Origin of the sequence: Pseudomonas sp. ML96, assembly GCF_000761545.1 — a bacterium.
Taxonomy (GTDB): Bacteria; Pseudomonadota; Gammaproteobacteria; order Pseudomonadales; family Pseudomonadaceae; genus Aquipseudomonas.
Map to the genome: position 1 here is coordinate 237,049 of NZ_JPMY01000037.1, position 25,784 is coordinate 262,832.

The following is a 25,784-nucleotide window of genomic DNA, read 5'->3' on the forward strand; positions in this document are numbered from 1 at the left end:
GAGGGGCGCTACAGGTTGACCTGCTGCACTTCAATGGCCGCTGTCAGCTTGGCGAAATCCTCCGCCGATGTAGCCGGTACGCCGCGTTCCAGCAGCACTGCCTGTACGCGGAAATCACCCAGGTCTTCGACCACCACCAGCAGCGCCTGGCTGACCAGGCCATCGGCCAGGTCCAGTGCGGCCAGTCGCTGCAGTTGCGGCCACACTCGTGGCCCTGCACCGACGAACAGGTTCGGCCCTTCCAGGCCCAGCTGCTGGGCGACATGGAAGCCGGCGGCATTGCTCACGCTGTTGACGAACTCGAAGGGCTTGGGCTGGCGCTGCTGCACGCACACGGCGTCGAGCAGCGCGCCCATGGTCGGCCGCGCCGGGTGACGCGAGGCCAGGTACAGGCCGCAGTCGCTGCGCACATGCTCCTTGAGCAGGGCGGCGCCGAGCAGGGCCTGGAAGATCAGACGATCGATGCGCCGCGGCGGGCTGGCTAGGTACTGGCTGAGCGCGGCTTTCAGCGCCTTGTCGTCTAGCTCGGCGCTGCCATGGATCTCGCTGGCGGCGATAACCTTCATGGCTGTTCTCCCGCAATGCAGCCCTGCAGCACCAGGCTGGCGTTGTTGCCGCCGAAGCCGAAGAAGTTGGCCAGCAGCAGGGCGTCGGGGGCGATCGCCGTCGGCTCGCTAGGCAAGGGCAGCAGCGCCGCATCGGCATAATCCAGCACCGGCAGCGGGCCTTGGCGCAGGGCGGCGAGCAGCAACAGGGTCTCGCTCAGGCCACAGGCGCCAAGGGTATGGCCGAGCCAGGGCTTGAGCACGGCCAGCGGCGGCATCGCCTCGGGATAGAGCCGGCGCATGCCGGCGCTCTCGGCCAGATCGTTGGCGCCGGTGGCGGTACCGTGCAGCTTGGCCAGGCCGATCTGTTCGGCTGTCACGCCGGCGGTGGTCAGCGCACGTTGCATCACCCAGTCGATATGGCTGCCGTCTTCGCGGGTGGTGGTCAGGCTGCTGGTATCGCAGGCGCTGAAGCCGCCGAGCAGCTTCGCCAGTGGCACCGGACCGGGTTCGAGGCCGAGCAGGGTGGCGCAGTAGCACTCGCCGAGCACCAGGCCATCGCGCTCGGGATGGAAGGGCCGATAGGCGCCGCTGGGGCTGGTCAGGTCGAGGGCGCCGAAACCCTGCTGGGCGATGGCGCTGGGCGTCTCGAAGGCCAGTACCAGTACCTGCTTGTATTCGCCACTGGCGAGCAGGCGCGCACCGTAGAGCAGGCCATTGGCGGCGCTGGTGCAGGCAGTGTTGAGGGTGAAGGCATCGGCAAAGCCGTGGCGTTGGCACAGGCGCTCGGCTATCAGGTCCAGCGGCGTGGAGTGTTCGAAGCGGAAGCCGCCGTCGGCCGCCACCTGGGCTTCCAGCTCGGTGATATCCAGCGCGGTGCTGGCGACGATCAACAGGCAATCGCCGGCCGTTGCGTCGCCCAGGGTTTCGCCCAGCAGGCGATCCAGGCGGGCATCCAGCGTCTCGTTAGTGGCGACGGTGAAGTAGGGGCGCGGCTGCTGCAGTTCGTGCAGCTGGAAGGGCGTCGGCTGTGGCCGGCGGTCGGCTAGCAGGTTGCTCGCCGCGTCGCTCAGGTCGGCGCCCAGGGCGCTGTGCAGGGCGCCGCGCTGCAGATAGACCGGGGTCACTTTTGCTGCCGGATAAAGGCGGCGATATCGGCGATGCTGGCGAGGATCTTGCGGCCGTCCTTGGCGCCCTCGATACGCACGCCATAGTGCTGCTGCAGGGCCAGCGACACCTGCAGGGCGTCCAGGCTGTCCATCTGCACGCGGCTCTTGGCGCCGAACAGCGGCTCATCGTCGGCGATGCTCTGCCAGTCGATGTCGTCTTCCTTGTCGCACTCACGAATCAGCAGTTGCTTGAGTTGTTGTTCTAGTCGTTCGTCCATTGCGTTTGCTGCACTCGTCTGCGGAACAGAAGCCAGCCACCGCCGCCCAACAGGGCAGCCATCAGCAGCAGGCGGAAACAGTAGGGGGCGATGTCAGTGAGCGAGCCCTGGCCCACCAGCAGGGTGAGGAAGGCGTCCAGCGCCCAGCTCATCGGCGAGACTTCCGCCAGCTGGCCCATGGCCGCTGGCATCACGCTCTTCGGCACCATGATGCCGCCCAGTGCGGCGAGGATGATATTGATCCCGCCGCCGAGCAACAACGCCTGCTCGGCGCTGCGCGCCAGTGCCGCCAGCAGCAGGCCGAGGCCGCAGGTGGCCAGGCTCAGGCTGATGGCCAGCAGGGCGTAGGCCGCCGGGCTGCCGGGCAGGCTCAGGCCCTGCAGGCCGAGCAGCGGCAGGCCGTGCACGCCGATGCTCAGCAGCAGGGCGAACTGCACCAGGTTGATGGCGAAGTAGGGCAGCAGCTTGCTCAGGGCCAGGGTGGCCAGACTGAGGTCGAGGGCGCGGAAACGCAGGAGGGCGCCGCTCTGCTGCTCGCGCTGGAAGCCGCCGGCCATTGGCAGGGCGACGAAGAACATGCCGAAGATCAGCCAGGCCGGCACGCTCAGCTGGCTGGCGTTGGCCCGGCCGCTGAGGTCGCCGCTGGCCAGCAGTTCGTGTTCCTCAATCTGGCTCTGCGTGCGCTGCTGCACCAGGGCCAGGCGCTCGGCCAATGGCAGGCTGGCATCCACGTCACCGTTGTCTTCGAGGAAGGCGAGCAGGCGGGTTTGCGCCAGGGCAATGCGCACGGCGCCGCGCAGGTGCTGGCGCGACAGCTTGTCCAGCTGCGGCGGGAAGCTCAGGGCCAGGCCCTGGCGCTCATCGTCCAGCAGGCTCTCGCTGAAGTCGGCGGGAAGGCTGATCCTAGCGCTGCGCGCATCGCCCTGCGCCAGCAGTTCGCTGCCCGGCAGCTGGGCCTGCAGAGCGGCGCGGAACACTTGTTCGTAGCTGCCGTTCGGTTCGGCCTGCAATACCAGGCGCAGGGCCGGCGGCTTGTCCTGCAGGTAGTTGGACATGGCGCCGGCCATCAGCACCAGGAACAGGGTCGGCATGATGAACAGCACGGCCAATGCATGCGGGTCGCGCAGCATCAGCAGGAACTCCTTGCGCACCAGGGCCCGCAGTCTCATAGGCGGCCTCCGTTGAGGCGCAGGTAGAGCTGCTCCAGCGAGGGTCGACCGAAGCGCAGCAGGTGCGGCAGCTCAGGGCGCTCGGCGAGGAAGCGGGTGATCTCCAGCAGCTGCGGGCCATCCAGCGCGGTGATGCGCAGGCCGCCCGGCAGCGTCTCGGCGCTCAGGTGCAGCTTGCCCAGCAGCTCGCGCAGCCCGGCGGGCTCCTCGCCCTGCCATTCCAGCAATAGGCCGTGGCTGTCGCCGAGCAGCTGGCGGCTGTCCAGGTCCAGGCGCACGCGGCCCTCGTGCAGCAGAACGATGCGCTGGGCCACGCGCTCGATCTCGTCGAGGTAGTGGCTGGTGTAGATCACCCCGTGGCCCTCGCTGGTGAGGCGCTCGACGGCGCCCAGCAGCAGCTGGCGGCTGGTGGCGTCGACGCCCACCGTGGCTTCGTCGAACAGGTACAGGCGCGCCGGTTGCAGCAGGCCGATGGCGAAGTTCAGTCGTCGCTGCTCGCCGCCGGACAGGCGCGCGGCGCGGCGTTGCAGCTTGCTCTCCAGTGCGGTGCTGGCGATGCACAACTCCAGGCGGCGGGCACGTTCGGCGCCGCGTAGGCGATAGAGATCGGCGAACAGCTCGAGGTTCTCGCGCACCTTGAGCTCGGCATAGAAGGCTAGCTGCTGCGGCACCAGGCCGAGGCTGCGCTCGCCTTCCCAGCGGATCTCACCCTGCTGCAGCGGCAGCACGCCGGCTAGCAGGGAGAGCAAGGTGGTCTTGCCGGCGCCGTTGCTGCCGAGCAAGCCCAGGCACTGGCCGGCCTGCAACTGCAGGTCGATGCCCTGCAGGGCCGGGGTGTCGGCGCCGGGATAGTGGTGGCTGAGGTTGCTCAGTTCAAGCACGGACCAGTACCAGCAGGAGCTTGCCGTCCAGCAGCAGGCGCTGCTCGGCGTGGATGCTGAAGGCATAGAGGGCGCCGGCCGGGCTCAGCGCTTCCTGGATGGCGGCGACATGCAGCGCGCCCTCGCGGTGTTGCGGCTCGAAGTGCAGCTGCAACTGCGACAGCTTGCCCACCAGGGCCATGTCGATGGCGTTATCCTCGCCATATAGGGCACCATGCGCGGCGCACAGCTGGGCGGCGGCCTCGAACAGCAGGCAGGGCGAGGCGTCGTGGCCCAGGGCGTCCAGGTGATGCCAGGCGGACAGCCCCTCGATGCGGCCGGTGTCGTGGCCGAGCAGGGCATCCAGCCACAGGGCTTGGCCCTGGTGTGGCAGCAGGCTGTGCAGTTGGGTGCGGTCCATTGCGTACGCCGGAACTGAAGAGGCCGGCAGTGTATCAGAGGCCTGGACGAGGCTGGCGAAGCGGCAGACGGAGGAGAAAGGGATGGCGTGGCTGCAGGTGGCGGGGTTTGTCGTTGGCTCACTGGTGCTGCTGGGCATCTCCTGGCGCGCGCTGAAGAACACCCGTTCCCACGGCTTCTACCGCTTCCTCGCCTGGGAGGCGATGCTGGGCCTGCTGGTGCTCAATGCGCCGGTGTGGTTCGAGGATCGCTACGCCCTGCACCAGCGCATTTCCTGGGTGCTGTTGTTCGCCTCGCTGAGCGTGCTGTTCTGCGGCATCTACCAGCTGCGCCGCGAGGGCAAGCCCAACGAGCAGCGCCAGGATGACGAGCTGTACGCCTTCGAGCGCACCTCGCAGCTGGTCACCGGCGGCATCTACCACTTCATCCGCCACCCGCTGTTCTGCTCGCTGCTGCTGCTGACCTGGGGCATCGCCTGCAAGGACCTACACCTGGCGACCCTGGTGCTGGCGGCTGTGGCCAGCGTGTTGCTGTACCTGGCGGCGCGGCGTGATGAGGCGGAGTGCCTGGCCTACTTCGGCGAGGCCTATCGCGCCTATATGCAGCGCAGCCGCATGTTCATTCCCTGGCTGTTCTGAGCCGGCTCACTCCCACTGCAGCCGCGCCAGCTTCCACTCGCCGTCTTCCAGCCACCACTCCAGTTCGACGCTGTAGTGGCGGGCGCTGTCCGGGATCAGCCCTTCGGCGCCGGTCACCGCCACTTCGGCGCGGGTATGGCCCTTGTTGCTGTAGGTGGCGTCGACTTCACTGCGCGTGCCGATGGCCATCACCCGCACCTGCTTGTGGCGCAGGAACAGCATGGCCATGGTGCGCTGCGCCCAGGTGCGGTCGTACTGCTGCTGGGCGCTGAACTGCGGGTGCAGCTGGTCCATGACCGCGCCGGTGTCCTTGGCTTCCAGGTTGTCCTGCAACTGCTGAACGGCCGCCTCCAGGGCAGCCTGCGGGTCGCTTGAGGTACAGCCGCCGAGCAGTGCGCAGATCAGCAGAAAAGCGGGGATTAGTTGCGCTCGAGTCATGTTCAAGGTCCTTTTCATGGTTATGATGCCCGGCACGGCTGACCGTCGGCAGACGGTCTCAGGGACCATACGCACAGACTCGGGAGTGCGCCATGCTGACTTTGTATCCGGAGATCAAACCCCACGCCCGCCACGAGCTGGCGGTGGACGAGCCGCATGTGCTCTACGTGGACGAGAGCGGCTCCGCGGATGGTTTGCCGGTGGTGTTCATCCATGGCGGCCCGGGCGCCGGCTGCGATAGCGCCAGCCGCCGCTACTTCGATCCCAACCTGTACCGCATCGTCACCTTCGACCAGCGCGGCTGCGGTCGCTCCACGCCGCACGCCAGCCTGGAGAACAACAACACCCAGACCCTGGTCGCCGACCTCGAACGCATCCGCGAGCACCTGGGCATCGACAAGTGGCTGCTGTTCGGTGGCTCCTGGGGCTCGACCCTGGCCCTGGCCTACGCCCAGGCGCATCCCGAGCGCGTACATGGCCTGATCCTGCGCGGTATTTTCCTCTGCCGCCCGCAGGAGATCAGCTGGTTCTACCAGGAAGGCGCCAGCCGCCTGTTCCCCGACTACTGGGAAGACTACATCGCACCGATTCCGGCCGAGGAGCGCGGCGATCTGGTGCAAGCCTTCTACAAGCGCCTGACCGGCGCCGACCAGATTGCCCAGATGCACGCGGCCAAGGCCTGGTCGTGCTGGGAAGGGCGCACCGCCACCCTGCGACCGAACCCGGTGGTGGTCGACCGCTTCAGCGAGCCGCAGCGCGCGCTGTCGATCGCCCGCATCGAGTGCCACTACTTCGTCAACAACGCCTTCCTCGAGGAAGACCAGTTGCTGCGCGACATGCCGAAGATCGCCCACCTGCCGGGCGTGATCGTGCATGGCCGCTATGACGTGATCTGCCCGCTGGACAACGCCTGGGCGCTGCACCAGGCCTGGCCCAACAGCGAGCTGCAGATCATCCGCGACGCCGGCCATGCCGCCGCCGAGCCGGGCATCACCGACGCCCTGGTGCGCGCCGCCGACCAGATGGCTCGGCGCCTGCTCGACCTGCCGCTGGAAGACGCGTGAAGCTGCTGCTGCAGCGCGTGCGTGGCGCCCGTGTCGAAGTCGATAGCGAGATAGTCGGCGCCATCGATCAGGGCCTGCTGGTGCTGGTCGGTATCGAGCCGCAGGACGATGCGACGACGCTGGCCAAGGGTTTGAAACGGATGCTCGCCTACCGCGTTTTCAGCGATGCCGAAGGCAAGATGAATCTGTCGCTGACGGACGTGAACGGCGGGTTGCTGCTGGTCTCGCAGTTCACCCTGGCCGCCGATACCAAGAGTGGCCTGCGCCCGAGCTTCTCCACCGCCGCACCGCCAGCCCAGGGCCTGGCGCTGTTCGAGCAACTGGTGGCGCTGGCCCGCGAGCAGCACCCGCAGGTGGCCACCGGGCGCTTCGGCGCCGACATGCAGGTGTACCTGGTCAACGATGGCCCGGTGACTTTTCTCCTCGACATCTGAACCGACCGGTCGTCGGTGCGGCGATCTGGCTCGATTCCTGCCTGTTTTGCGACTCGCCATCCACAGTTCGGGCGGTTAGGATTGCCCGCCTTGCCCCGGTGTCCGTGGGGGCGCATCCGTATTACGAGCTGTCCCTTAGGAGATAGGAATGAAGAAGTTTCTCGCATCTCTGCTGCTTTCCGCCTGCGCGGTGAGCGGCCTGGCCCACGCCGGCATGGTCGACGACGCGGTCAAGCGCGGCACCCTGCGCGTCGGCATGGACCCGACCTACATGCCCTTCGAGATGACCAACAAGCGCGGTGAGATCATCGGCTTCGAAGTCGATCTGCTGAAAGCCATGGCCAAGGCCATGGGCGTCAAGCTGGAGCTGGTGTCCACCAGCTACGACGGCATCATCCCGGCTCTGCTGACCGACAAGTTCGACATGATCGGTTCCGGCATGACCGTGACCCAGGAGCGCAACCTGCGGGTCAACTTCCCCGAGCCCTTCATCGTGGTCGGCCAGACCCTGCTGATCCGCAAGGAGCTGCAAGGCGAGATCAAGTCCTACAAGGACCTCAACGACGGCAAGTACCGCATCACCTCGAAGATCGGCACCACCGGCGAAATGGTCGCCAAGAAGCTGATCTCCAAGGCCCAGTACCACGGCTTCGACAACGAGCAGGAAGCGGTGATGGACGTGGTCAACGGCAAGGCCGACGCCTTCATCTACGATGCCCCGTACAACGTGGTAGCGGTGAACAAAGCCGGCGCCGGCAAGCTGGTGTTCCTCGACGAGCCGTTCACCTTCGAGCCTCTGGCCTTCGGCCTGAAGAAGGGCGACCACGACAGCCTGAACTGGATCAACAACTGGCTGAACCAGATCAAGCACGACGGCACCTACGAGCGCATTCACACCAAGTGGTTCAAGAAGAACGACTGGCTGAAAGAGATGGAATAAACCCCGCGGCGGACTTCGGTCCTCGCTGGTGATGACAGGCCCGGCCCACAAGGTCGGGCCTGTTTCTGTTCCCCGCCATGAGCGAGATTTCCCGTGATTAGAAAACATCGTCGTACCTGGCCCTGGCACGTCCTCACCGGACTGATCCTGGCCCTGGTGGCCTGGGGCCTCTGGTACTCCACCTCGCTGATCGCCTACGAGTGGCACTGGAGCCGCGTGCCGCAGTACTTCGCCTACCAGGCAGAAGAAGCGCAGCGCGCCGCCGACTACGGCAGCGTCAGTGCCATCGCCGAGAATGGCGAGCAGACCCGCGTGACCCTCACCGCCGAGGGTGGCGAGGAGCAGGTGCTGGAGATCGCCAGCGACAGCCTGCGGGTGGCCGAGGGCGACGATGTCAGCGAAGGCGACGAGATCGGCGTCACCCGCCACTGGGCTGCCGGCCCGCTGCTCTGGGGCCTGTGGACCACCCTGTGGATCTCCGTGGCATCCGGTGCGCTGGCCCTGGTGATCGGCCTGGTCACCGGCCTGTGCCGGCTGTCGAGCAACCCGACCCTGCGCGACCTGTCCACCGTGTACGTCGAGCTGGTGCGCGGCACGCCGCTGCTGGTGCAGATCTTCATCTTCTACTTCTTCATCGGCACCGTGCTCAACCTGTCCCGCGAGTTCGCCGGGGTGGCCGCACTGGCGCTGTTCACCGGAGCTTATGTTGGCGAGATCGTCCGCGCCGGCGTGCAGTCGGTGGCCAAGGGGCAGAACGAGGCGGCCCGCTCACTGGGCCTGACCGCATCGCAGAGCATGCGTCATGTAATCCTGCCGCAGGCGTTCAAGCGCGTGCTGCCGCCGCTGGCCGGGCAGTTCATCAGCCTGGTCAAGGACACCTCGCTGGTCTCGGTGATCGCCATCACCGAACTGACCAAGAGTGGCCGCGAAGCCATCACCACCTCGTTCTCCACCTTCGAGATCTGGTTCTGCGTGGCCGGCCTGTACCTGGTGATCAACCTGCCGCTGTCGCAGATCGCCAACCGACTGGAGCGGAGGCTCGGCAAAAGTGATTGAAGTCCGCAACCTGGTAAAAGTCTTCGACGCCCGCGGCCACGAAGTGCGCGCGGTGGATAACGTCACCACGCAGGTGCAGCGTGGCGAAGTGGTGGTGGTGATCGGCCCGTCCGGCTCCGGCAAGTCCACCTTCCTGCGCTGCCTCAATGGCCTGGAAGAACTCGACGAGGGCTCGGTGAGCATCGACGGCGTCGACCTGGCCAACCCGAAGACCGATGTGAACGCTTACCGCCGCGAGGTGGGCATGGTGTTCCAGCACTTCAACCTGTTCCCGCATATGACCGTGCTGGAGAACCTGTGCCTGGCGCAGAAGATCGTGCGCAAGCGCGGCAAGGCCGAGCGCGAGGCCAAGGCCCAGGCGTTGCTGGCCAAGGTCGGCATCGCGCAGAAGGCCCATGAGTATCCCTCGCGCCTGTCCGGCGGCCAGCAACAGCGCGTGGCCATCGCCCGTGCCCTGTGCATGGAGCCCAAGGTCATGCTGTTCGACGAACCGACCTCGGCGCTCGACCCGGAAATGGTCGGCGAGGTACTGGACGTGATGAAGCAGCTGGCCCAGGAAGGCATGACCATGGTCTGCGTCACCCACGAGATGGGCTTCGCCCGCGAAGTGGCCGACCGTGTGCTGTTCTTCGACCACGGCAAGCTGCTGGAGGACGCGCCACCGGCGCAGTTCTTCGCCCAGCCGCAGGATGCACGGGCGCAGAGCTTCCTGCGTCAGGTGCTGTAACGACAAACCGCCACGCATGTGGCGGTTTTTCTTTTATCTGCTGGGCAGGCTCAGTGCAGCGGTCGCGCCGGTTGTAGTTCGTTCTCTTCCAGCCAGTCTTGCGCCAGCTCGCGCAGGCGTTCGGTTTCGAAGTCCTGCCAGGCCTGTAGCAGCGCCGGGTATTGCATCAGCGCGTGGATGAAGGTGCGTGCCGGGCGGCGGCCTTCCAGGGCCTGTTCCAGCTCGCCATAGGCGTGCGGGTGGATGACCTCGGCGAGGAACTCGCGCATCAGCAGCAAGCCATCCTGCTGATCCAGCGGCTCGACCAGCAGGAAACGCTCCGGGTCTTCGCGCAGCAGGGCTTCCAGTTCCGGGTCGGCGTCTTCTTCGGGAATCAGCAGCACCTTGCCGCTGAGCAGGTCGAGGTAGTGATCGAGGCCCTCGGTGTTGAGGGCGCAGGCCAGTTGGTCCAGATCGATGGTCAGTGGGCGCATGATCGGCTTCTCGACGGCTGAAGATGCCGTCAGCCTAAGCTGACCGATGTTTCAGAACAACGGCTTTCAGAACCTGCCTACGATCTCGCGAGCTAGAGCCATGCAAGGCAAAAACAGGCGAGGAAGCGGAGTTTACGAGTGGTAAATGAGCATTCCGAGACGCCGCGTCCCGGCCTGTTTTTAACGCAGCAGGGCCGACGCGCAGCAGATCGTAGCCAGGTTCTCAGAACAGGCGGGCGAGCAACGCGGTGACTGCGGTTTCCACGCGCAGGATGCGCTCGCCCAGCTGCACCGGCGCCAGGCCAGCCTCGCCGAGCTTCTCCACTTCATAGGCGATCCAGCCGCCCTCGGGGCCGATGGCCAGGGTCACCGGTTCGCTGAGCGCGCGTGGGCAGGCGGGGTAGTCGCCGGGGTGGCCGACCAGGCCCAGTGTGTCCGCGGCGATGGCTGGCAGGCGGTCCTCGACGAAGGGCTTGAAGCGCTTCTCGATGCTCACCTCGGGCAGCACGGTGTCGCGCGCCTGCTCCAGGCCGAGGATCAGTTGCTCGCGGATAGCGTCCGGCTCGAGGAAAGGGGTCTGCCAGAAGCTCTTTTCCACCCGATAGCTGTTGAGCAACACCAAGCGCGGCACGCCCATGGCGGCGACGGTCTGCAGCACGCGCTTGAGCATCTTCGGGCGCGGCAGGGCGAGCAGCAGGGTCAGCGGCAGCTTGGCCGGCGGGGGCTGGCCCAGTTCGACCTGCAGCTCGGCATGGCTGGCGTCCAGGGTGAGCAGGGTACCGCGTCCCATCAGGCCGCCGAGGCGGCCGACGCGTAGCTGGTCGCCGGCCTCGGCGCGGTGTACCTCGTGCAGGTGCTTGAGGCGCCGGCCTTGCAGCACGGCACGATCCGGCGCGACGAAGTCGGCCTCTTCGAGCAGCAGCAGGTTCATTGCAGTGGCGCGGGGGGCTGGTCGTCGCTCGGCTCTTCGGGTTCGTGCTCGCTGCGCTTGCGCACCAGGCCGCCGAAGAACAGGCCGACCTCGAACAGCAGCCACATGGGCACGGCCAGCAGGGTCTGCGAGAAGATATCCGGTGGGGTGAGGATCATGCCGACCACGAAGCAGCCGACAATCACGTAGGGACGGCTCTTCTTCAGGGTGTCGATGTCGACGATGCCGACCCACAGCACCAGGAAGGTGGCGACCGGGATCTCGAAGGCCACGCCGAAGGCGAAGAACAGGGTGAGGACGAAGTCCAGGTACTCGTTGATGTCCGTCATCATCGCCACCCCTTCCGGGGTCACGCTGGCGAAGAAGTGGAACATCAGGGGAAACACCAGGAAGTAGGCGAAGGCCATGCCGCCATAGAACAGGAAGATGCTGGAGACCAGCAGCGGCATGGCGATGCGCTTCTCGTGCTTGTACAGCCCCGGGGCGATGAAGCCCCACACCTGGTGCAGGATGATCGGGATGGCGAGAAACAGCGCGCACCAGGCGGTCAGCTTGAACGGGGTGAGGAAGGGCGAGGCGACGCCGGTAGCGATCATCGTCGCGCCTTCCGGCAGGTAGGCACGCAGCGGCGCCGAGACGATGGTGTAGATGTCCTGGGCGAAGTAGAACAGCCCGGCGAAGACGATGAAGATGGCCACCACGCAACGCAGCAGGCGCGAGCGCAGCTCGGTGAGGTGCGCCACCAGGGGCATTTCGCTGTTCTGCTCGGTCATGGCTGGCGCGGCGGCTCCGGATTGGCTGGGGAAGGGGCCGGGGGAGTGGCTTCGACGACTGGGGCTGTGGCAGTGGGCGCCGCAGGCGGTTCGCTGGCTGGCTCGGCCGCTGGCGTTTCAGTCGGGGCCGGTGGCTGGATCGACTGCTTGAGCTCGCGCTCCATCTGCAGGATCTGCTCGTTGTGCAGCTGGCGGCGAATCTCGTCGGCGCCCATCTCGCGCTCGACCTCGGCCTTGATCGCGCTGAAGCTGCGCTTCAGGCGGCCGATCCACAGACCAGCGGTACGTGCCGCGCCGGGCAGGCGCTCGGGGCCGAAGACGATGAGCGCGACCAGCCCGACCAGCAGCAGCTCGGAGAAGCCGATATCGAACACGGGTTAGTCCTTGCGCGCCGGCTCTTCGACTCGTTGAGCCTGGGCGTCGATGGTCTGCGGCTTGTGCTGCACGTCGGCGCTGGCGGCGGGCTGTACCGGTGCCTGCGGTTGCGCTTCGGCCGGTTTGTCCTCGTCGGTGTTCATTGCCTTGCGGAAGCCCTTGATGGTCTCGCCCAGGTCGGAACCGAGGTTCTTCAGGCGCTTGGTGCCGAACACCAGTACCACGACGATCAGGATGACGACCCAGTGTTTCCAGTCAAAGATACCCATGCCAGTAGTCCTCGTTATGAATTCAGGAAGTGGGGCGCGCCGCTTTCTCGTCGTGCCCGGAAAGTCCGAAACGGCGGTCCAGCTCGTCCAGCACGGCCTGCGGATGCTGGCCGAGGGCGGCGAGCATGACCAGGCTGTGGAACCAGAGGTCCGCGGTCTCGTAGATCAGGTCGCTGCAGTCGCCGCTGGCGGCTGCGTCTTTGGCCGCAAGAATGGTCTCGACCGACTCTTCGCCGACCTTCTCCAGAATCTTGTTCAGGCCCTTGTGATACAGGCTGGCCACGTAGGAGCTGTCCGGTGCCGCGCCTTTGCGCGCCTCCAGCACCTCGGCCAGGCGGGTGAGGGTGTCACTCATGCTTGTGCCCCTGGTAGATGGCGTGCGGGTCTTTCAGGATCGGGTCGACGGTCTGCCAGGCACCATTCTCGAAGACCCGGTAGAAGCAGCTTTCACGGCCGGTGTGGCAGGCGATGCCGCCGAGCTGTTCGACCAGCAGGATGATCACGTCGGCGTCGCAGTCCAGGCGCAGTTCGTGGAGCTTCTGCACGTGGCCGGATTCCTCGCCCTTGCGCCACAGCTTGCCACGCGAACGTGACCAGTAGATGGCGCGCTGCTCGGCGGCGGTGAGGGCCAGGGACTCGCGGTTCATCCAGGCCATCATCAGTACGCGCCCGGTCTTGTGATCCTGGGCGATGGCCGGGACCAGGCCATCCTCGTTCCAGCGAATTTCGTCGAGCCAATCAGTCATTCGGGGCTCCGCCCGCGGTGGGCGGCCTTGTGGTAAGTCGGTTAACTATCCGGTTAGTGTGCCAGCCATGGCCGGCACTGGCTATCGGCGCAGGATCAACGCGAGGCCGGCGCCCAGGCTGAGCCAGGCGGCCCAGGCCGCCGGTGCCAGCACCAGGCCCTGGCTGACGCCGCCGGCCACCAGCGCCGCACCGAGCAGGCGCAGCGGCCAGCCGCGCTGGGCGGGCGCCTCCACGCTGGGCGCCGGACGTTGCTGGTTGAGCTTCTCCAGGGTGTCGCGGGCCATCTGCGACAGGTGCGGCACCTGCTCGGCCTGCTGCTGCAGGTTGCGCAGCAGGTGCAGCGGGCTGATGCGTTCGCGCATCCAGCGCTCGAGGAACGGCTGGGCGGTGCTCCACAGGTCTAGGTCCGGGTACAGTTGGCGGCCGAGGCCCTCGATGTTGAGCAGGGTCTTCTGCAACAGCACCAGTTGCGGCTGCACTTCCATGTTGAAGCGCCGTGCGGTCTGGAACAGGCGCAGCAGCAACTGGCCGAAGGAGATGTCCTTCAGCGGCTTCTCGAAGATCGGCTCGCACACGGTGCGGATGGCTGCCTCGAACTCGTTGACCTTGGTCTCCGCCGGCACCCAGCCGGAGTCGATGTGCAGCTGGGCCACGCGGCGGTAGTCGCGCTTGAAGAAGGCGATCAGGTTGCGCGCCAGGTAGTCCTGGTCCTCGGGCGTGAGGCTGCCGACGATGCCGCAGTCGATGGCAATGTACTGCGGGCTCCACGGCGTGCGGGTGGCGACGAAGATGTTGCCGGGGTGCATGTCGGCGTGGAAGAAGCTGTCGCGGAACACCTGGGTGAAGAAGATCTCCACGCCACGTTCGGCCAGCAGTTTCATGTTGGTACGCTGGTCGGCCAGGGTCGCCAGGTCGGTCACCGGCACGCCGTAGATGCGCTCCATCACCAGCACCTTGTGGCGGCACCAGTCCCAGTACACCTGTGGCACGTAGAGCAGGTCGGAGCCTTCAAAGTTGCGTCGCAGCTGGCTGGCGTTGGCCGCCTCGCGCAGCAGGTCGAGCTCGTCGTAGATGGTCTTCTCGTAGTCCGAGACCACTTCCACCGGGCGCAGGCGACGGGCGTCGACCGAGGCTTTTTCGGCGATGCGCGCGGCGAGGAACAGCCAGGCGAGGTCCGAGCGGATGATCGGGCGCAGGTTGGGGCGGATCACCTTGACCACCACTTCCTCGCCGCTCTTCAGCTGCGCGGCATGCACCTGGGCGATCGAGGCGGAGGCCAGCGGGGCCACGTCGAAGCGGGCGAACACCTCGCCGACCTTGGCGCCGAGCTGCTCCTCGATGCGCTCCACGGCATGTCCCGGGTCGAACGGCGGCACCTGGTCCTGCAGCTTGGCGAGCTCGTCGGCCACGTCCGGCGGCAGCAGGTCGCGGCGGGTGGAGAGCAGCTGGCCGAACTTGATGAAGATCGGGCCGAGGTCTTCCAGGGCCAGGCGCATGGCTTCGCCGCGGCTCAGTTCGAGTTGCCGGCGCGGCAGCCAGCGCCAGGGCAGGGCGAAGCGCAGGGCGCGCATCCAGGTGGGCAGCGGCAGGGTCAGCAGCAGGTCGTCCAGGCGGTAGCGGATGACCACGCGCAGGATGCGCAGCAGGCGGCGGGTGGCGAGCAGGCTCATGGGGTCTTGTTCAGGTTCCGGGCAAGGCGGTCGATGCGCGCGTCGAGGCGATCGAGGGACAGCTTGAGGTCGTCCAGTTCGTCGAAGCGGGCCTGGGCTTCGCGTTCGCCGACCAGGCTGCGCGATTCTTCGGCCAGGTAGTCGGCCAGGGTCTGGCGCAGGCTGTCCAGGCTGTCGCCGGCCCAGCTCACGCGGCTGCGCAGGTGGCCGGCGAGCAGATGGCTGCCAACCGGGCCGAGCCAGCGCGAGATTTCGTATTCCCAGTCCAGTTCCAGGTCCTGGAGGATGCCGGCCAGTTCCAGCAGCACGGCGCTGTCACCACTGAGAGTGACTTCCGGGCGGTGCAGGATGGCGGTCTTGTCCTTGGCCAGGGCCAGGCGCAGCAGGCTGCTGGCCGGCGCGCTGAGGGTGCAGTCGGCCTCGCCCCATTGGCTGGCCAGCTGCAGGCCTTCGTCGCTGGGCAGGATGAACAGCTTGAGCGCCGGGCTCAGGCAGTCGACTTCGATCACCTTGCCTTCCAGTCGGGCCAGGCGCGGCAGCGCGGTGCTGTCCATTTGCAGCACGCGGTTGAGGCCGAGCTCAACGCCGGCCAGCAGACCGGTGAGCAGCATCAGGGCTTGATACCGCGGTGCAGGGCGACGATGCCGCCGGTCATGTTGTGGTAGGTGACGCGCTCGAAGCCGGCCTCGACCATCATGGCTTTGAGGGTCTCCTGATCCGGGTGCATGCGGATCGACTCGGCCAGGTAGCGATAGCTGTCGGCGTCGTTGGTGATCAGCTTGCCGGCCAGCGGCATGAAGCTGAATGAGTAGGTGTCGTAGGCCTTGGCCAGCAGCGGGTTACCCGGTTTGGAGAACTCCAGCACCAGCAGGCGGCCGCCCGGCTTTAGCACGCGCAGCATGGAACGCAGGGCGTTCTCCTTGCGCGTCACGTTGCGCAGGCCGAAGGCGATGGTGACCACGTCGAAGTGGTTGTCCGGGAACGGCAGCGCCTCGGCGTCGGCCTGGACGAACTGCACGTTACCGGCCACGCCCTTGTCCAGCAGACGGTCGCGACCGACCTTGAGCATGGAGTCGTTGATGTCGGCCAGCACCACCTCGCCGGTCGGACCGACCAGGCTGGAGAACTTGCGGGTGAGATCACCGGTACCGCCGGCGATGTCCAGTACGCGGTTGCCCGGGCGCACGCCGGACAGCTCGATGGTGAAGCGCTTCCACAGTCGGTGCAGGCCGCCGGAGAGCACGTCGTTCATCAGGTCGTACTTGGCCGCCACCGAGTGGAAGACTTCGGCGACCTTCTCCGCCTTCTGGCTCTCAGGTACGTCCTGGAAACCGAAGTGGGTGGTCTTGTCCTGCTCTGCGGCCTTGCGCGGGTCATTCATGTCGCGGTCACCTGAATCGAAGTGGCGGCCATTCTAAACCCGCAGCCTGCCTTTGTCTTGGCGCCGGGTGGAGCTGTTATAGTCGGGCGACATCAGGTCGCAGCCGGAGTCAGGCATGAGTCGCATCACCGTCGAACGTTCCCATTCCCTCGGCCTCGCCGTGGCTCGTGAGAAGGCCGAGGCGCTGGCCCAGCGCCTGGCCAGCGAGTACGACGTGAAGTACCGCTGGAGCGGCGACACCCTGGAGTTCAAACGCAGTGGTGCCGACGGCAGCATCGCAGTCGGCGATGACAGCGTGCGCGTGGAGCTCAAGCTCGGCCTGCTGCTGTCTGCGCTGGGCGGCACCATCAAGCGCGAGATCGAGGAGACCCTCGATAAGCACCTCAAGGCCTGAGCCGATTCGGGTGCGGCAAAAACGCCTGCCGTCCCTAGTATGTGATTTCTAATTTTTCTCACTACCTTGCGATCAAGTCCTGGCAAAGGACGACCAGTCCATCACTTTGAACGCGAGGTGCAGCATGGCCACTAAAGTTGCCGCCAAGAAGAAAGCCGTAGTCGCAAAAATCGAAGACAAAGCCACCGTCCTCACCGACGTCAAAGCCTATGCCCGCAAGGTCTGGCTGGCAGGCCTGGGTGCCTACGCCAAGGCCGGTGCCGAAGGCGCCGACTACTTCAAGGAGCTGGTCAAGGCCGGCGAAGGCGTCGAGAAGCAAGGCAAGAAGCTGGTGAACGAGCAGGTCGAGGCCGCCAACAGCCAGATCGAGACTCAGATCAAGAGCGTCAAAACTGGCGTTTCCGAGGTCAAAGGCAAGGTTGAAGTGCAGTTCGACAAGATCGAGAAGGCCTTCGACAATCGCGTTGCCAGCGCGCTGAACCGCCTGGGTATTCCCTCCAAGCAAGATGTTGAGGCACTCTCTGCTAAGCTGGACGAGTTGAATGCTTTGCTTGAGCGTGTGGCGCGTACCTAACTAAGGAGAGCAGGATGGCTGTTAAGAAACCTACCGCTGCAAAACCGGCGGCGAAACCGGTGGCCAAGAAGCCGGTCGCCAAGAAGGAAAGCAACTCCTGGGTCGGCGAGATCGAGAAGTACTCGCGGCAGATCTGGTTGGCCGGCCTCGGCGCCTATTCGAAGATCAGCAAGGACGGCAACAAGCTGTTCGACGGTCTGGTCAAGGATGGCGAGAAGGCCGAGAAGAAGGCCAAGACCGAAGTCGACAAGCAACTGGATGTGGTCAAGTCCAGCGTTGGCACCACCGTCGGTTCGGCCAAGTCGAAAGTCGATGAGGTTCGCGGCAAGGCTCTGGGTAAGTGGAGCGAGCTGGAAGAGGCCTTCGACAAGCGCCTGAACAGCGCCATCTCCCGTCTGGGCGTGCCCAGCCGTAACGAGGTGAAGTCGCTGCAGACCAAGGTCGACAGCCTGACCAAGCAGATCGAGAAACTCACCGGTCAGTCGGTCAAGCCGGTTGCCAAGGCTGTCGCCAAGCCGGCACCGAAGGCAGCTGCCAAACCTGCCGCTAAGCCCGCAGCCAAACCGGTTGCCAAGGCCGCTGCGAAACCTGCAGCCAAGCCGGCCGCCAAAGCTGCCGCTAAACCGGCTGCCAAGCCTGCGCCCAAACCCGCCGCCAAGCCGGCCGCGAAGCCTGCAGCTAAACCTGCTGCAGCCAAGCCCGCCGCTAAACCCGCTGCAAAACCGGCCGCCAAGCCGGCTGCCGCGAAGAAACCGGTGGTGAAGAAGCCAGCAGCGCCGAAGCCGGCTGCTAAACCGGTTGCCGCCAAGCCTGCCGCTCCGGCGCCGGCCCCGGCTGCTACCCCGGCTCCGGCCGCAGCACCGGCAACGCCTGCTACTCCGTCCTGATAGTTCTGCAGGATGCGCAAACGCCCGGCCTAGTGCCGGGCGTTTGCATTTCAGGGTTCGCGTTTTCGCGCGCGCTTGGCGCGTCGTGAGCGGGGGCCGTCAGGCTTCGAGGTAGCGGTGAGCGATGCGCTCGGCGGCGTGGCGCGACTCGTCGGCCAGGTGCGGCGCGACCAGCATCATCACCTGGAATACCACCAGGCGTACTTCGCCGCTGGCGCCGAGGATGCGCTGGTAGTCGAGGGAGAACAGCAGGGTCAGGGTGATCTGCTCGACCAGTTGGCCGAGCGCCTCGGTGTCGCTACGCAGCTGGCCGAGCGCCTTGAGCCGGGCCAGCAGGCTGGCCAGGGTGCGCTTGAGCAGGTTGAGCCACTGGCGAATGCCGCGGCTCAGTTTGGGCAAGCGACCGGAGAGGTTGGAGAGGTCCTGGAACAGGAAGCGATAGCTGGCCAGGCGCTCGACGATCAGATGCAGGAACAGCCAGTAGTCCTCGGCGCCCAGTTCGGCCTCGGCCGGCGGATCGAGCAGCGGCGCCAGCTCGGCCTGGAAGCGCTCGAACAGCTCCATCACCAGCGGCTCCTTGCCGTGGAAGTGGTAATAGAGATTACCCGGGCTGATGCCCAGTTCGGTGGCGATTTCGAGGGTGGAAACGTTGGGTTCGCCCTGTTCGTTGAACAGCTGCAGGGCGCAGTCGAGGATGCGGTCGCGGGTCTTCATTCCATGATCTTGATTGGCCGCCGGGGTTCCGACGATAACCGGCCGGGGCAGCGCCCGGCCAGTGCTTTTCGCCGTGCCTCAGCGCACGTGGACATAGGTGCCCGGCGAGGCCTCCATCGCCGGGTACTTGCTGCTGCCGACGCTGAAGACGGTTTCGCGCTGCTCTCCCGAGCGCTGCTGGATCCACTCCAGCCATTGCGGCCACCAGCTGCCTTCCTTCTTCTGCGCGTCGTGGTACCAGGCGCGCGGGTCGCTGGTCAGCTTGCCGTTCTCGAAGTAGGTGGCCTTGGGGTTGCCCGGCGGGTTGAGAATGCTCTGGATATGCCCGCTGTTGGACAGCACGAAGCGGCTGTTGCCGCCGAGCAGTAGGGCGGAGCGGTACACCGTGTCCCAGGGCGTGATGTGGTCGTTGATGCCGGCCACGCTGAAGCTGTCGAGGTTGACCTTGGACAGGTCGATCGGCGTGCCGCACACCTCCAAGCCGCCGGAGCGAGTCAGCGGGTTGTGCTTGAACAGGTCGAGCAGATCGCCGTGCAGGGCGGCGGGCAGGCGGGTGTTGTCGTTGTTCCAGTAGAGGATGTCGAAGGCCGGTGGCTCCTTGCCCATCAGGTAGTTGTTGACCCAGTAGTTCCAGATCAGGTCGTTGGGGCGCATCCAGGCGAACACCTTGGCCATGTCCTTGCCCTCCAGCACGCCGGACTGGTAGGAACGGCGCTTGGCGGCCTCAAGGGTCTTCTCGTCGGCAAACAGGGCGACCTGGGTGTCGAGCTTGGTGTCGAGCACGCTGACCAGCAGGGTCATCGAGTTGACCTTCTTCTCGCCGAGCGCGGCGTAGTGGCCGAGCAGCGAGGAGATGGTGATGCCGCCGGAGCAGGCACCGAGCATGTTGATGTCCTTGCTGCCGGTGATGGCGGTGACCGCGTCGACGGCTTCCTTGAGCGCCTCGATGTAGGTCGACAGGCCCCACTCGCGCTGCGCCTTGGTCGGGTTGCGCCAGCTCACCACGAAGGTCTGCACGCCGTTGCGCAGGAGGAAGCGCGCGACGCTCTTCTCCGGCGACAGGTCGAATACGTAGAACTTGTTGATCTGCGGCGGCACCACCAGCAACGGGCGCTCGTGCACCTGCTCGGTGATCGGCTTGTACTGGATCAGCTCCAGCAGGTCATTGCGGAACACCACCGCGCCTTCGCTGGTGGCCAGGTTCTTGCCGACCTCGAAGGCGTCCATCTTCACCTGGCTGGGCATGCCGCCGTTGTTGACGATGTCCTTGGCCAAGTGGGAGAGGCCGTCGAGCAGGCTCTTGCCGCCGGTCTCGAAGAAGCGTTTGACGGCCGCCGGGTGGGCCATGCTGTTGCTCGGCGCGAAGGCCTCGGTCATCAGGTTGATGACGAAGTGGCCGCGGCTGGTGTCCTGTTCGGTGAGGTTGCTGTCCTCGATCCAGTCGTGCAGCTCCTTGCGCCAGGCCAGGTAGGTCTGCAGATAACGACGGTACAGCGGGTTCTGGCTCCAGGCCGGGTCGGCGAAGCGACGGTCGTCGGCCTCGGGCGCCAGCTCGGACTGGCCGAGCACGACGTTCTTCAGCTCGAAGGCGAAGTGGGTGACGTGCTTGGCGCTATGAAAGGGTTGCTTGATGGCCTGGGCCAGCACCATACGGGCAGAAGTGAGTAGGTCCTTGCCGCGCAAGCCGATCACCGGGTTCAGACCCAAGGTGCTTTCCGAGGCTTGGCGATGCAGGTCTTCGTTATTCTTGTAAGCCATCTACGACGCTCCATTGTCCTGACGCGAATACCAACTGACTGTGTGAAGGGCACAGGGCGAAGGGCTGGTACTGCTCGGGTTTGCCGGGTGCGGAGTGAGCTCCGCGCATTCTTCGCATTCGCTCAAGGCAAATGCATGGAACCTGCCAGTTCCTTGGTTACCCGAGTTTCCATTTTTGCGCAAGCGCGCGAGTGGCGGCTGTGCGGCGCGCGGGAGTATGCCGAGCGCGATTAGAAAATGCGCTCTAGGCGTGAAGGCAATATGACGGAAGTGGCGTGCCAGAGCGCGCCGAAAAGTTTTCCGCAGGCAGGCTCAGAGCATCAGACGGACGACCGATTCGCTCGGGTCGCGCGACTTGCCGGCGGCGGCCAGCTGCTGCAGGTAATCGGCCCACAGCTCGTCCTGGCGGGTGGCGAGCTGGTAGAGGTAGTCCCAGGTATACAGGCCGCTGTCGTGGCCATCGTCGAAGCACAGTTTCAGTGCATAGTTGCCGGCCGGCTCGATGCGGCTCAGCGCCACGTTCAGCTTGCCGTACTGCAGGATCGGCTTGCCGTGGCCCTGCACCTCGGCCGAGGGCGAGTGCACGCGCAGGAACTCGGCGCCGAGCTGGTGGCGCTCGTCGCCATAGGCCAGCTCCAGGGTGCGGGAGGCCTTGTGCAGTTTGATGGCGGTGGGCATGCGCATCGCGGGGAGTCCTGAGGAGGCGGGGTGGATAAGGCGATTATCCACCCCAGACCGTCAGAGGATATAGCGGGAGAGATCTTCGTCCTGCGCCAGCTCGCCGAGGTGGCCGTTGACGTAGTCGGCGTCGATGCGGATCGGCGCGCCATCCTGCTGGCCAGCCAGGTCGCCGGCGCTGAAGGAGACTTCCTCCAGCAGGCGCTCGAGCAGGGTGTGCAGGCGACGGGCGCCGATGTTCTCGGTCTTCTCGTTGACCTGCCAGGCGATCTCGGCGATGCGCTTGATGCCGTCGGCGGCGAACTCGATGTTCAGCCCCTCGGTCTTCAGCAGCTCGGTGTACTGCTCGGTTAGCGCCGCGTGCGGCTCGGTGAGGATGCGCTCGAAGTCCTCTGGCGACAGCGCCTTGAGTTCGACACGAATCGGCAGGCGGCCCTGCAGCTCGGGCACCAGGTCGCTGGGCTTGGCCAGGTGGAAGGCGCCGGAGGCGATGAACAGGATGTGGTCGGTCTTGACCATGCCCAGCTTGGTGTTGACCGTGCAGCCCTCGATCAGCGGCAGCAGGTCACGCTGCACGCCTTCGCGGGAGACGTCGGCGCCGCCGACGTTGGCGCGCTTGGCGACCTTGTCGATCTCGTCGATGAACACGATGCCGTGCTGCTCCACCGCTTCCAGGGCGCGGGCCTTGAGGTCCTCTTCGTTGACCAGGCGCGCGGCTTCCTCGTCGCGGACCAGCTTGAAGGCTTCCTTGACCTTGAGCTTGCGACTCTTCTTCTTGCCCTTGGTCAGGCCGGAGAACAGGTTCTGCAGCTGGCTGGTCATCTCCTCCATGCCCGGCGGGGTCATGATCTCGACGCCGGCCGGCTGTTCGGCCACCTCGATGTCGATCTCCTTGTCGTCCAGCTGGCCTTCGCGCAGGCGCTTGCGGAACAGCTGGCGGGTGTTGGAGTCCTGGGTCGGCGCTGGGTCGTCGTTGAAGCCGACGCGGGCCGGCGGCAGCAGCGCGTCGAGGATGCGCTCCTCGGCGGCGTCCTCGGCGCGGTGGCTCATCTTCTGCACTTCCTGCTCGCGCAGCAGCTTGAGCGCGGCATCGGCCAGGTCGCGGATGATCGACTCGACGTCACGGCCGACATAGCCGACCTCGGTGAACTTGGTCGCCTCTACCTTGAGGAACGGCGCGTTGGCCAGCTTGGCCAGGCGGCGGGCGATCTCGGTCTTGCCGACGCCGGTGGGGCCGATCATCAGGATGTTCTTTGGCGTCACTTCCTGGCGCAGCTCCGCGGGCAGCTGCATGCGCCGCCAGCGGTTGCGCAGGGCGATGGCCACGGCGCGCTTGGCGTCGTCCTGGCCGATGATGTGGCGGTTGAGCTCGGAAACGATCTCGCGGGGCGTCATGGACATGCAGGCTTGCTCCAGCAGAAACCGCGCTTACTCAGCGCAGTCTTCCTCTTCGATAGTCAGGTTCTGGTTAGTGAAGACACAGATGGAACCGGCAATGTTCAATGCCGCCTCGGTGATTTCACGCGCGGAAAGCTCGGTCTTCTGCAGCAGGGCCAGGGCTGCAGCCTGGGCGAAGCCGCCGCCGGAACCCATGGCGATCAGGCCGTGTTCGGGTTCGACCACGTCGCCGTTGCCGGTGATGATCAAGGATGCGTCCTTGTTGGCCACCGCCAGCATGGCTTCCAGGCGGCTCAGCGAACGGTCGGTACGCCAGTCCTTGGCCAGCTCGACGGCGGCGCGCACCAGGTGGCCCTGGTGTTTCTCCAGTTGGCCCTCGAAGCGTTCGAACAGGGTGAAGGCGTCGGCGGTGGCACCGGCGAAGCCGGCCAGCACCTGGCCGTGGTAGAGGCGCCGGACTTTCTTGGCGTTGCCCTTCATCACGGTGTTGCCAAGGGAAACCTGGCCGTCGCCGCCCATGACGACTTTGCCGTTGCGGCGGACTGAAACGATGGTGGTCAAGGGATGAATCTCCACGCAGCGGGGCGATGTGCCCGAATGGAGATCAGATGGGGTGGCCCGTCCGGCTTTTCAACCGGAACGGGCAACTTGCCGGCTCAGCGGCTCTGCCGCTGTTGTAGCAAGAGATTGCTGAAGCCGCTGCCAGCCAGCTGTTTCTGCGCGCTGGCCAGCTGTTCGCGGCTGGCGTAGGGGCCGACCAGCACGCGGAACCAGTTCTCCTCGCGCACCTTGCCGGACTCCACCTGCACGTTCTCGCCGAGCAGGAGGATCTGCGCGCGCACCTTGTCGGCGTCCTCGCGTTTGCGGAACGAGCCAGCCTGGAGGAAGAACTGGGTGGTGACCGGCGCCTTGGCCACCACCGGCGGTGGCGGCGGAGTCTGGCCGTTGAGCAGGGCTTCGGCGCGGGCGGCGTCGATCTTGGCGGCTTCTTCCGGGGTCACCGGTTTCTGCTCCGGCGGCTTGGGCGCGTCGGCCGGCGGCAGGGAGTCCGGCGGCACTATGACCTCGGACTCCGGCAGCAGGGTGTAGAAGTCGTACTTGGGCTTGGTCGGCTCCGGCGCCACCTGCGGCTTCTTCTGCTGCTCGGTGATGCGCTTCTGCTCCTCGGGCTTGGCGCGCTTCACGTCATCGCGGCCCGGCTCCAGGCTGAACAGGAACATGAAGAAGCCGCCGATGACCAGGCCGCAGGCCAGCCATACCCAGCCCGGCACCGGCTTCTTCGCCGGCGCCTGGTAGCGGCTGGCGCCGCGCTTGGGCGCGGGCTTCTTCTTCGCTGCCGCCACTTACATGCGCTCCAGGGTCGGCAGGCCGAGCAGTTCCAGGCCCTGCTTGAGGGTGCGGCCGGTCAGCGCGGCCAGGCGCAGGCGGCTCTGCTGGGTGGCTTCGTCGGAGGCAGCGAGGATCGGGCAGTTCTCGTAGAAGCTGGAGAACAGGCCGGCCAGGTCGTACAGGTAGCTGCACAGCAGGTGCGGAGTGCCCTTCTCGGCGACGCTGGCGAGCAGTTCATTGAACTGTGCGAGCTTGGCGCCCAGCGCCTGCTCCTGGTCGGCGACCAGATTGATCTTGCCGCCGATCTCGCTGACATCCTTGCCCAGCTTGCGGAACACACTGGCCACGCGGGTGTAGGCGTACAGCAGGTAGGGCGCGGTGTTGCCCTCGAAGCTCAGCATCAGCTCGAAGTTGAAGCTGTAGTCGCTGGTGCGGTGCTTGGACAGGTCGGCGTATTTCACCGAGGCGATGCCGACCACGCGGGCGATCTGGCGCAGCTCGTCTTCGCCGAGGTCCGGGTTCTTGCCCTTGACCAGGGCGTAGGCGCGCTGCTCGGCTTCGTCGAGCAGTTCGACCAGTTTCACCGTGCCGCCATCTCGGGTCTTGAATGGGCGACCGTCCGGGCCGTTCATGGTGCCGAAGCCCATGTGCTCCATCTCGAAGCTGGCAGGCACGAAGCCGGCCAGGCGGGCGGCGGCGAAGACCATCTGGAAGTGCAGGGCCTGGCGCTGGTCGACGAAGTACAGGGCGCGGTCGGCCTTCAGTACACCGGCGCGGTAGCGGGTCGCGGCCAGGTCGGTGGTGGCGTACAGGTAGCCGCCGCCAGCCTTCTGCACGATCAGCGGCAGCGGGTTGCCCTCGGCGTTCTTGAACTCGTCCATGAACACGCACTGGGCGCCGTTGTCCTCGGTCAGCAGGCCCTTGGCCTGCAGGTCGGCGATGACATTGGGCAGATCGTCGTTGTAGGCGCTCTCGCCCTTGACGTCGGCCATCGACAGTTTCACCCCGAGGCGGTCGTAGAGCGCCTGGCAGTGGCTCAGGGAGATGTCGTTGAAGCGGTTCCACAGGCGCAGGCACTCGGCGTCGCCAGCCTGCAGCTTGACCACCAGCTCGCGGGCGCGGTCGGCGAACTCGGCTGAGTCATCGAAGCGTTTCTTGGCGGCGCGGTAGAAGCCTTCCAGGTCAGCCAGCTCGCTCTCGGCGGCGGCCGGGTTTTCCTGCATGTAGGCCAGCAGCATGCCGAACTGGGTGCCCCAGTCGCCGACGTGGTTCTGGCGGATCACGGTGTCGCCGAGGAATTCCAGCACGCGCGCCACGCCGTCACCGATGATGGTCGAGCGCAGGTGGCCGACGTGCATTTCCTTGGCCAGGTTGGGCGCCGACAGGTCGACCACCACGCGCTGCGCCGCGCCGTTCTTGCGCACGCCGAGCTTGGCGTCGGCCAGGGCAGCCTCCAGGCGTTCGGCCAGGGCGTCGCTGTTCTGGAAGAAGTTGAGGAAGCCGGGGCCGGCGATCTCGACCTTGCTGATACCGGCGTCGGCCGGCAGCGCGGCGACCAGCTTCTCGGCCAGGTCACGCGGCTTCATGCCGGCCGGCTTGGCCAGCATCATGGCGATGTTGCTGGCGAAGTCGCCGTTGCTCTTGTCCTTGGTGTTCTCCACCTGGATCGCCGGGCTCAAGCCCTCGGGCAGCACGCCCTCGGCGGTCAGGCGGGTCAGGGCTTGCTGGATCAGGTGGCGAATGCTGTCTTTCATG

The 25,784-nt window shown here is 66.0% G+C and carries 33 protein-coding genes; 9 read left to right on the plus strand and 24 right to left on the minus strand.

All coding sequences use genetic code 11. The features are described from left to right. Positions 1-8: 8 nt before the first annotated feature. From IP89_RS18330 to IP89_RS18355, 6 genes are read right to left on the minus strand one after another with little or no spacing between them, the layout of a single operon-like run. Positions 9-566, minus strand: a complete 558-nt coding sequence (locus IP89_RS18330; protein ID WP_043311097.1) for a hypothetical protein — start codon at positions 564-566, stop codon at positions 9-11. Continuing rightward, a complete protein-coding gene (locus tag IP89_RS18335) occupies positions 563-1,672 on the minus strand; it encodes a beta-ketoacyl synthase N-terminal-like domain-containing protein (RefSeq protein WP_043311098.1) in 1,110 nt (369 codons plus the stop codon). The genes IP89_RS18330 and IP89_RS18335 overlap by 4 nt, the downstream gene beginning before the upstream one ends. Further along, entirely contained in the window at positions 1,669-1,932 is a 264-nt protein-coding gene (locus IP89_RS18340; protein ID WP_043311099.1) for a hypothetical protein, read from the minus strand. Before IP89_RS18340 ends, IP89_RS18335 begins: the two co-directional genes overlap by 4 nt. After that, positions 1,917-3,101 carry an ABC transporter permease gene (locus IP89_RS18345; protein WP_043311100.1) on the minus strand — a complete coding sequence of 395 codons (1,185 nt, stop codon included), beginning with the start codon at positions 3,099-3,101 and terminating at the stop codon, positions 1,917-1,919. Before IP89_RS18345 ends, IP89_RS18340 begins: the two co-directional genes overlap by 16 nt. Beyond that, positions 3,098-3,982, minus strand: coding sequence for an ABC transporter ATP-binding protein (locus IP89_RS18350; protein ID WP_043311101.1), 885 nt, complete (start codon positions 3,980-3,982; stop codon positions 3,098-3,100). Before IP89_RS18350 ends, IP89_RS18345 begins: the two co-directional genes overlap by 4 nt. Next, entirely contained in the window at positions 3,975-4,382 is a 408-nt protein-coding gene (locus IP89_RS18355) for a beta-hydroxyacyl-ACP dehydratase (RefSeq protein ID WP_043311102.1), read from the minus strand. The genes IP89_RS18350 and IP89_RS18355 overlap by 8 nt, the downstream gene beginning before the upstream one ends. 82 nt (positions 4,383-4,464) lie before the next feature. On the opposite strand from IP89_RS18355, the gene IP89_RS18360 reads away from it, so the two are divergent. After that, the gene (locus tag IP89_RS18360) at positions 4,465-5,019 is read left to right on the plus strand and encodes an isoprenylcysteine carboxylmethyltransferase family protein (protein WP_043311103.1); all 555 of its coding nucleotides are present in this window, start codon (positions 4,465-4,467) and stop codon (positions 5,017-5,019) included. A 6-nt stretch (positions 5,020-5,025) separates the two neighbouring features. Here the strand turns inward: IP89_RS18360 and IP89_RS18365 are convergent, their stop codons facing one another. Beyond that, the gene (locus tag IP89_RS18365; protein WP_043311104.1) at positions 5,026-5,457 is read right to left on the minus strand and encodes a hypothetical protein; all 432 of its coding nucleotides are present in this window, start codon (positions 5,455-5,457) and stop codon (positions 5,026-5,028) included. Between the two features lie 92 nt (positions 5,458-5,549). On the opposite strand from IP89_RS18365, the gene pip reads away from it, so the two are divergent. The 5 genes from pip (at position 5,550) to IP89_RS18390 (ending at position 9,678) form a co-directional block, all read left to right on the plus strand. After that, the gene (gene pip, locus IP89_RS18370; RefSeq protein ID WP_043311105.1) at positions 5,550-6,521 is read left to right on the plus strand and encodes a prolyl aminopeptidase; all 972 of its coding nucleotides are present in this window, start codon (positions 5,550-5,552) and stop codon (positions 6,519-6,521) included. Next, entirely contained in the window at positions 6,518-6,955 is a 438-nt protein-coding gene (gene dtd, locus IP89_RS18375; protein WP_043311106.1) for a D-aminoacyl-tRNA deacylase, read from the plus strand. The genes pip and dtd overlap by 4 nt, the downstream gene beginning before the upstream one ends. Positions 6,956-7,103: 148 nt before the next feature. Further along, entirely contained in the window at positions 7,104-7,895 is a 792-nt protein-coding gene (locus IP89_RS18380; protein ID WP_043311107.1) for a transporter substrate-binding domain-containing protein, read from the plus strand. Positions 7,896-7,988: 93 nt separating this feature from the next. Next, positions 7,989-8,951 carry an amino acid ABC transporter permease gene (locus IP89_RS18385; protein WP_043311108.1) on the plus strand — a complete coding sequence of 321 codons (963 nt, stop codon included), beginning with the start codon at positions 7,989-7,991 and terminating at the stop codon, positions 8,949-8,951. Continuing rightward, on the plus strand, positions 8,944-9,678 hold the full coding sequence (locus tag IP89_RS18390; RefSeq protein ID WP_043311109.1) for an amino acid ABC transporter ATP-binding protein: 735 nt from the start codon (positions 8,944-8,946) through the stop codon (positions 9,676-9,678). Before IP89_RS18385 ends, IP89_RS18390 begins: the two co-directional genes overlap by 8 nt. Positions 9,679-9,728: 50 nt before the next feature. Here IP89_RS18390 and IP89_RS18395 read toward each other — a convergent pair whose 3' ends face one another. From IP89_RS18395 to ubiE, 10 genes are all read right to left on the minus strand, one after another. Continuing rightward, positions 9,729-10,151, minus strand: a complete 423-nt coding sequence (locus IP89_RS18395; RefSeq protein WP_043311110.1) for a UPF0158 family protein — start codon at positions 10,149-10,151, stop codon at positions 9,729-9,731. 223 nt (positions 10,152-10,374) lie between these two features. Then, the gene (locus tag IP89_RS18400; protein ID WP_043311111.1) at positions 10,375-11,082 is read right to left on the minus strand and encodes a 16S rRNA (uracil(1498)-N(3))-methyltransferase; all 708 of its coding nucleotides are present in this window, start codon (positions 11,080-11,082) and stop codon (positions 10,375-10,377) included. Then, positions 11,079-11,855, minus strand: coding sequence for a twin-arginine translocase subunit TatC (tatC, locus tag IP89_RS18405; protein ID WP_043311112.1), 777 nt, complete (start codon positions 11,853-11,855; stop codon positions 11,079-11,081). Before tatC ends, IP89_RS18400 begins: the two co-directional genes overlap by 4 nt. After that, on the minus strand, positions 11,852-12,229 hold the full coding sequence (gene tatB / locus IP89_RS18410; protein WP_043311113.1) for a Sec-independent protein translocase protein TatB: 378 nt from the start codon (positions 12,227-12,229) through the stop codon (positions 11,852-11,854). Before tatB ends, tatC begins: the two co-directional genes overlap by 4 nt. Before the next feature lie 3 nt (positions 12,230-12,232). After that, positions 12,233-12,499: a twin-arginine translocase TatA/TatE family subunit gene (locus IP89_RS18415; RefSeq protein WP_043311114.1), complete on the minus strand. Its 267-nt coding sequence runs from the start codon at positions 12,497-12,499 to the stop codon at positions 12,233-12,235. A gap of 22 nt (positions 12,500-12,521) precedes the next feature. Continuing rightward, positions 12,522-12,854 carry a phosphoribosyl-ATP diphosphatase gene (locus tag IP89_RS18420; protein ID WP_043311115.1) on the minus strand — a complete coding sequence of 111 codons (333 nt, stop codon included), beginning with the start codon at positions 12,852-12,854 and terminating at the stop codon, positions 12,522-12,524. Further along, positions 12,847-13,245: a phosphoribosyl-AMP cyclohydrolase gene (hisI, locus tag IP89_RS18425; protein ID WP_043311116.1), complete on the minus strand. Its 399-nt coding sequence runs from the start codon at positions 13,243-13,245 to the stop codon at positions 12,847-12,849. The genes IP89_RS18420 and hisI overlap by 8 nt, the downstream gene beginning before the upstream one ends. Positions 13,246-13,326: 81 nt before the next feature. Next, complete coding sequence (gene ubiB, locus IP89_RS18430) at positions 13,327-14,916, minus strand: ubiquinone biosynthesis regulatory protein kinase UbiB (protein WP_043311117.1); 1,590 nt, start codon at positions 14,914-14,916, stop codon at positions 13,327-13,329. After that, entirely contained in the window at positions 14,913-15,527 is a 615-nt protein-coding gene (locus IP89_RS18435) for an SCP2 domain-containing protein (protein WP_043311118.1), read from the minus strand. The genes ubiB and IP89_RS18435 overlap by 4 nt, the downstream gene beginning before the upstream one ends. Further along, positions 15,527-16,297 (minus strand): bifunctional demethylmenaquinone methyltransferase/2-methoxy-6-polyprenyl-1,4-benzoquinol methylase UbiE, encoded by a 771-nt coding sequence (ubiE, locus tag IP89_RS18440; RefSeq protein ID WP_043311119.1) that lies wholly within the window; start codon positions 16,295-16,297, stop codon positions 15,527-15,529. The genes IP89_RS18435 and ubiE overlap by 1 nt, the downstream gene beginning before the upstream one ends. Positions 16,298-16,412: 115 nt before the next feature. Here ubiE and IP89_RS18445 point away from each other — a divergent pair, with 115 nt between their 5' ends. The 3 genes from IP89_RS18445 (at position 16,413) to IP89_RS18455 (ending at position 18,152) form a co-directional block, all read left to right on the plus strand. Next, positions 16,413-16,691, plus strand: a complete 279-nt coding sequence (locus tag IP89_RS18445) for a polyhydroxyalkanoic acid system family protein (protein ID WP_043311120.1) — start codon at positions 16,413-16,415, stop codon at positions 16,689-16,691. A 124-nt stretch (positions 16,692-16,815) separates the two neighbouring features. Beyond that, entirely contained in the window at positions 16,816-17,265 is a 450-nt protein-coding gene (locus IP89_RS18450; RefSeq protein WP_043311121.1) for a phasin family protein, read from the plus strand. A 14-nt stretch (positions 17,266-17,279) separates the two neighbouring features. Then, entirely contained in the window at positions 17,280-18,152 is an 873-nt protein-coding gene (locus IP89_RS18455) for a phasin family protein (RefSeq protein ID WP_371261964.1), read from the plus strand. A gap of 99 nt (positions 18,153-18,251) precedes the next feature. On the opposite strand, the gene IP89_RS18460 is transcribed toward IP89_RS18455, so the two are convergent. The 7 genes from IP89_RS18460 to argS form a co-directional block, all read right to left on the minus strand. Continuing rightward, on the minus strand, positions 18,252-18,866 hold the full coding sequence (locus tag IP89_RS18460; RefSeq protein WP_043311123.1) for a TetR/AcrR family transcriptional regulator: 615 nt from the start codon (positions 18,864-18,866) through the stop codon (positions 18,252-18,254). 78 nt (positions 18,867-18,944) lie between these two features. Further along, complete coding sequence (phaC, locus tag IP89_RS18465; RefSeq protein ID WP_043311124.1) at positions 18,945-20,624, minus strand: class II poly(R)-hydroxyalkanoic acid synthase; 1,680 nt, start codon at positions 20,622-20,624, stop codon at positions 18,945-18,947. 312 nt (positions 20,625-20,936) lie between these two features. Then, a complete protein-coding gene (locus IP89_RS18470) occupies positions 20,937-21,308 on the minus strand; it encodes a gamma-butyrobetaine hydroxylase-like domain-containing protein (RefSeq protein WP_043311125.1) in 372 nt (123 codons plus the stop codon). A gap of 54 nt (positions 21,309-21,362) precedes the next feature. Continuing rightward, positions 21,363-22,703: an ATP-dependent protease ATPase subunit HslU gene (gene hslU / locus IP89_RS18475; RefSeq protein WP_043311126.1), complete on the minus strand. Its 1,341-nt coding sequence runs from the start codon at positions 22,701-22,703 to the stop codon at positions 21,363-21,365. Positions 22,704-22,730: 27 nt separating this feature from the next. Further along, entirely contained in the window at positions 22,731-23,261 is a 531-nt protein-coding gene (gene hslV, locus IP89_RS18480) for an ATP-dependent protease subunit HslV (RefSeq protein ID WP_043311127.1), read from the minus strand. A gap of 95 nt (positions 23,262-23,356) precedes the next feature. Continuing rightward, positions 23,357-24,043 (minus strand): SPOR domain-containing protein, encoded by a 687-nt coding sequence (locus tag IP89_RS18485; protein WP_043311128.1) that lies wholly within the window; start codon positions 24,041-24,043, stop codon positions 23,357-23,359. Further along, positions 24,044-25,783, minus strand: a complete 1,740-nt coding sequence (argS, locus tag IP89_RS18490; protein ID WP_043311129.1) for an arginine--tRNA ligase — start codon at positions 25,781-25,783, stop codon at positions 24,044-24,046. Between the last annotated feature and the right edge of the window lies 1 nt (position 25,784).

Coding starts and splice junctions, on each gene's coding strand:
- argS (WP_043311129.1), bottom strand. CDS start 25,783: ATGAAAGACAGCATTCGCCACCTGATCCAGCAAGCCCTGACCCGCCTG.
- IP89_RS18455 (WP_371261964.1), top strand. CDS start 17,280: ATGGCTGTTAAGAAACCTACCGCTGCAAAACCGGCGGCGAAACCGGTG.
- IP89_RS18450 (WP_043311121.1), top strand. CDS start 16,816: ATGGCCACTAAAGTTGCCGCCAAGAAGAAAGCCGTAGTCGCAAAAATC.
- IP89_RS18345 (WP_043311100.1), bottom strand. CDS start 3,101: ATGAGACTGCGGGCCCTGGTGCGCAAGGAGTTCCTGCTGATGCTGCGC.
- IP89_RS18380 (WP_043311107.1), top strand. CDS start 7,104: ATGAAGAAGTTTCTCGCATCTCTGCTGCTTTCCGCCTGCGCGGTGAGC.
- hisI (WP_043311116.1), bottom strand. CDS start 13,245: ATGACTGATTGGCTCGACGAAATTCGCTGGAACGAGGATGGCCTGGTC.
- tatC (WP_043311112.1), bottom strand. CDS start 11,855: ATGACCGAGCAGAACAGCGAAATGCCCCTGGTGGCGCACCTCACCGAG.
- IP89_RS18445 (WP_043311120.1), top strand. CDS start 16,413: ATGAGTCGCATCACCGTCGAACGTTCCCATTCCCTCGGCCTCGCCGTG.
- IP89_RS18330 (WP_043311097.1), bottom strand. CDS start 566: ATGAAGGTTATCGCCGCCAGCGAGATCCATGGCAGCGCCGAGCTAGAC.
- IP89_RS18400 (WP_043311111.1), bottom strand. CDS start 11,082: ATGAACCTGCTGCTGCTCGAAGAGGCCGACTTCGTCGCGCCGGATCGT.
- IP89_RS18395 (WP_043311110.1), bottom strand. CDS start 10,151: ATGCGCCCACTGACCATCGATCTGGACCAACTGGCCTGCGCCCTCAAC.
- IP89_RS18460 (WP_043311123.1), bottom strand. CDS start 18,866: ATGAAGACCCGCGACCGCATCCTCGACTGCGCCCTGCAGCTGTTCAAC.
- ubiE (WP_043311119.1), bottom strand. CDS start 16,297: ATGAATGACCCGCGCAAGGCCGCAGAGCAGGACAAGACCACCCACTTC.
- IP89_RS18360 (WP_043311103.1), top strand. CDS start 4,465: ATGGCGTGGCTGCAGGTGGCGGGGTTTGTCGTTGGCTCACTGGTGCTG.
- hslU (WP_043311126.1), bottom strand. CDS start 22,703: ATGTCCATGACGCCCCGCGAGATCGTTTCCGAGCTCAACCGCCACATC.
- IP89_RS18355 (WP_043311102.1), bottom strand. CDS start 4,382: ATGGACCGCACCCAACTGCACAGCCTGCTGCCACACCAGGGCCAAGCC.
- IP89_RS18340 (WP_043311099.1), bottom strand. CDS start 1,932: ATGGACGAACGACTAGAACAACAACTCAAGCAACTGCTGATTCGTGAG.
- IP89_RS18470 (WP_043311125.1), bottom strand. CDS start 21,308: ATGCGCATGCCCACCGCCATCAAACTGCACAAGGCCTCCCGCACCCTG.
- IP89_RS18415 (WP_043311114.1), bottom strand. CDS start 12,499: ATGGGTATCTTTGACTGGAAACACTGGGTCGTCATCCTGATCGTCGTG.
- IP89_RS18365 (WP_043311104.1), bottom strand. CDS start 5,457: ATGACTCGAGCGCAACTAATCCCCGCTTTTCTGCTGATCTGCGCACTG.
- IP89_RS18420 (WP_043311115.1), bottom strand. CDS start 12,854: ATGAGTGACACCCTCACCCGCCTGGCCGAGGTGCTGGAGGCGCGCAAA.
- IP89_RS18435 (WP_043311118.1), bottom strand. CDS start 15,527: ATGCTGCTCACCGGTCTGCTGGCCGGCGTTGAGCTCGGCCTCAACCGC.
- phaC (WP_043311124.1), bottom strand. CDS start 20,624: ATGGCTTACAAGAATAACGAAGACCTGCATCGCCAAGCCTCGGAAAGC.
- pip (WP_043311105.1), top strand. CDS start 5,550: ATGCTGACTTTGTATCCGGAGATCAAACCCCACGCCCGCCACGAGCTG.
- ubiB (WP_043311117.1), bottom strand. CDS start 14,916: ATGAGCCTGCTCGCCACCCGCCGCCTGCTGCGCATCCTGCGCGTGGTC.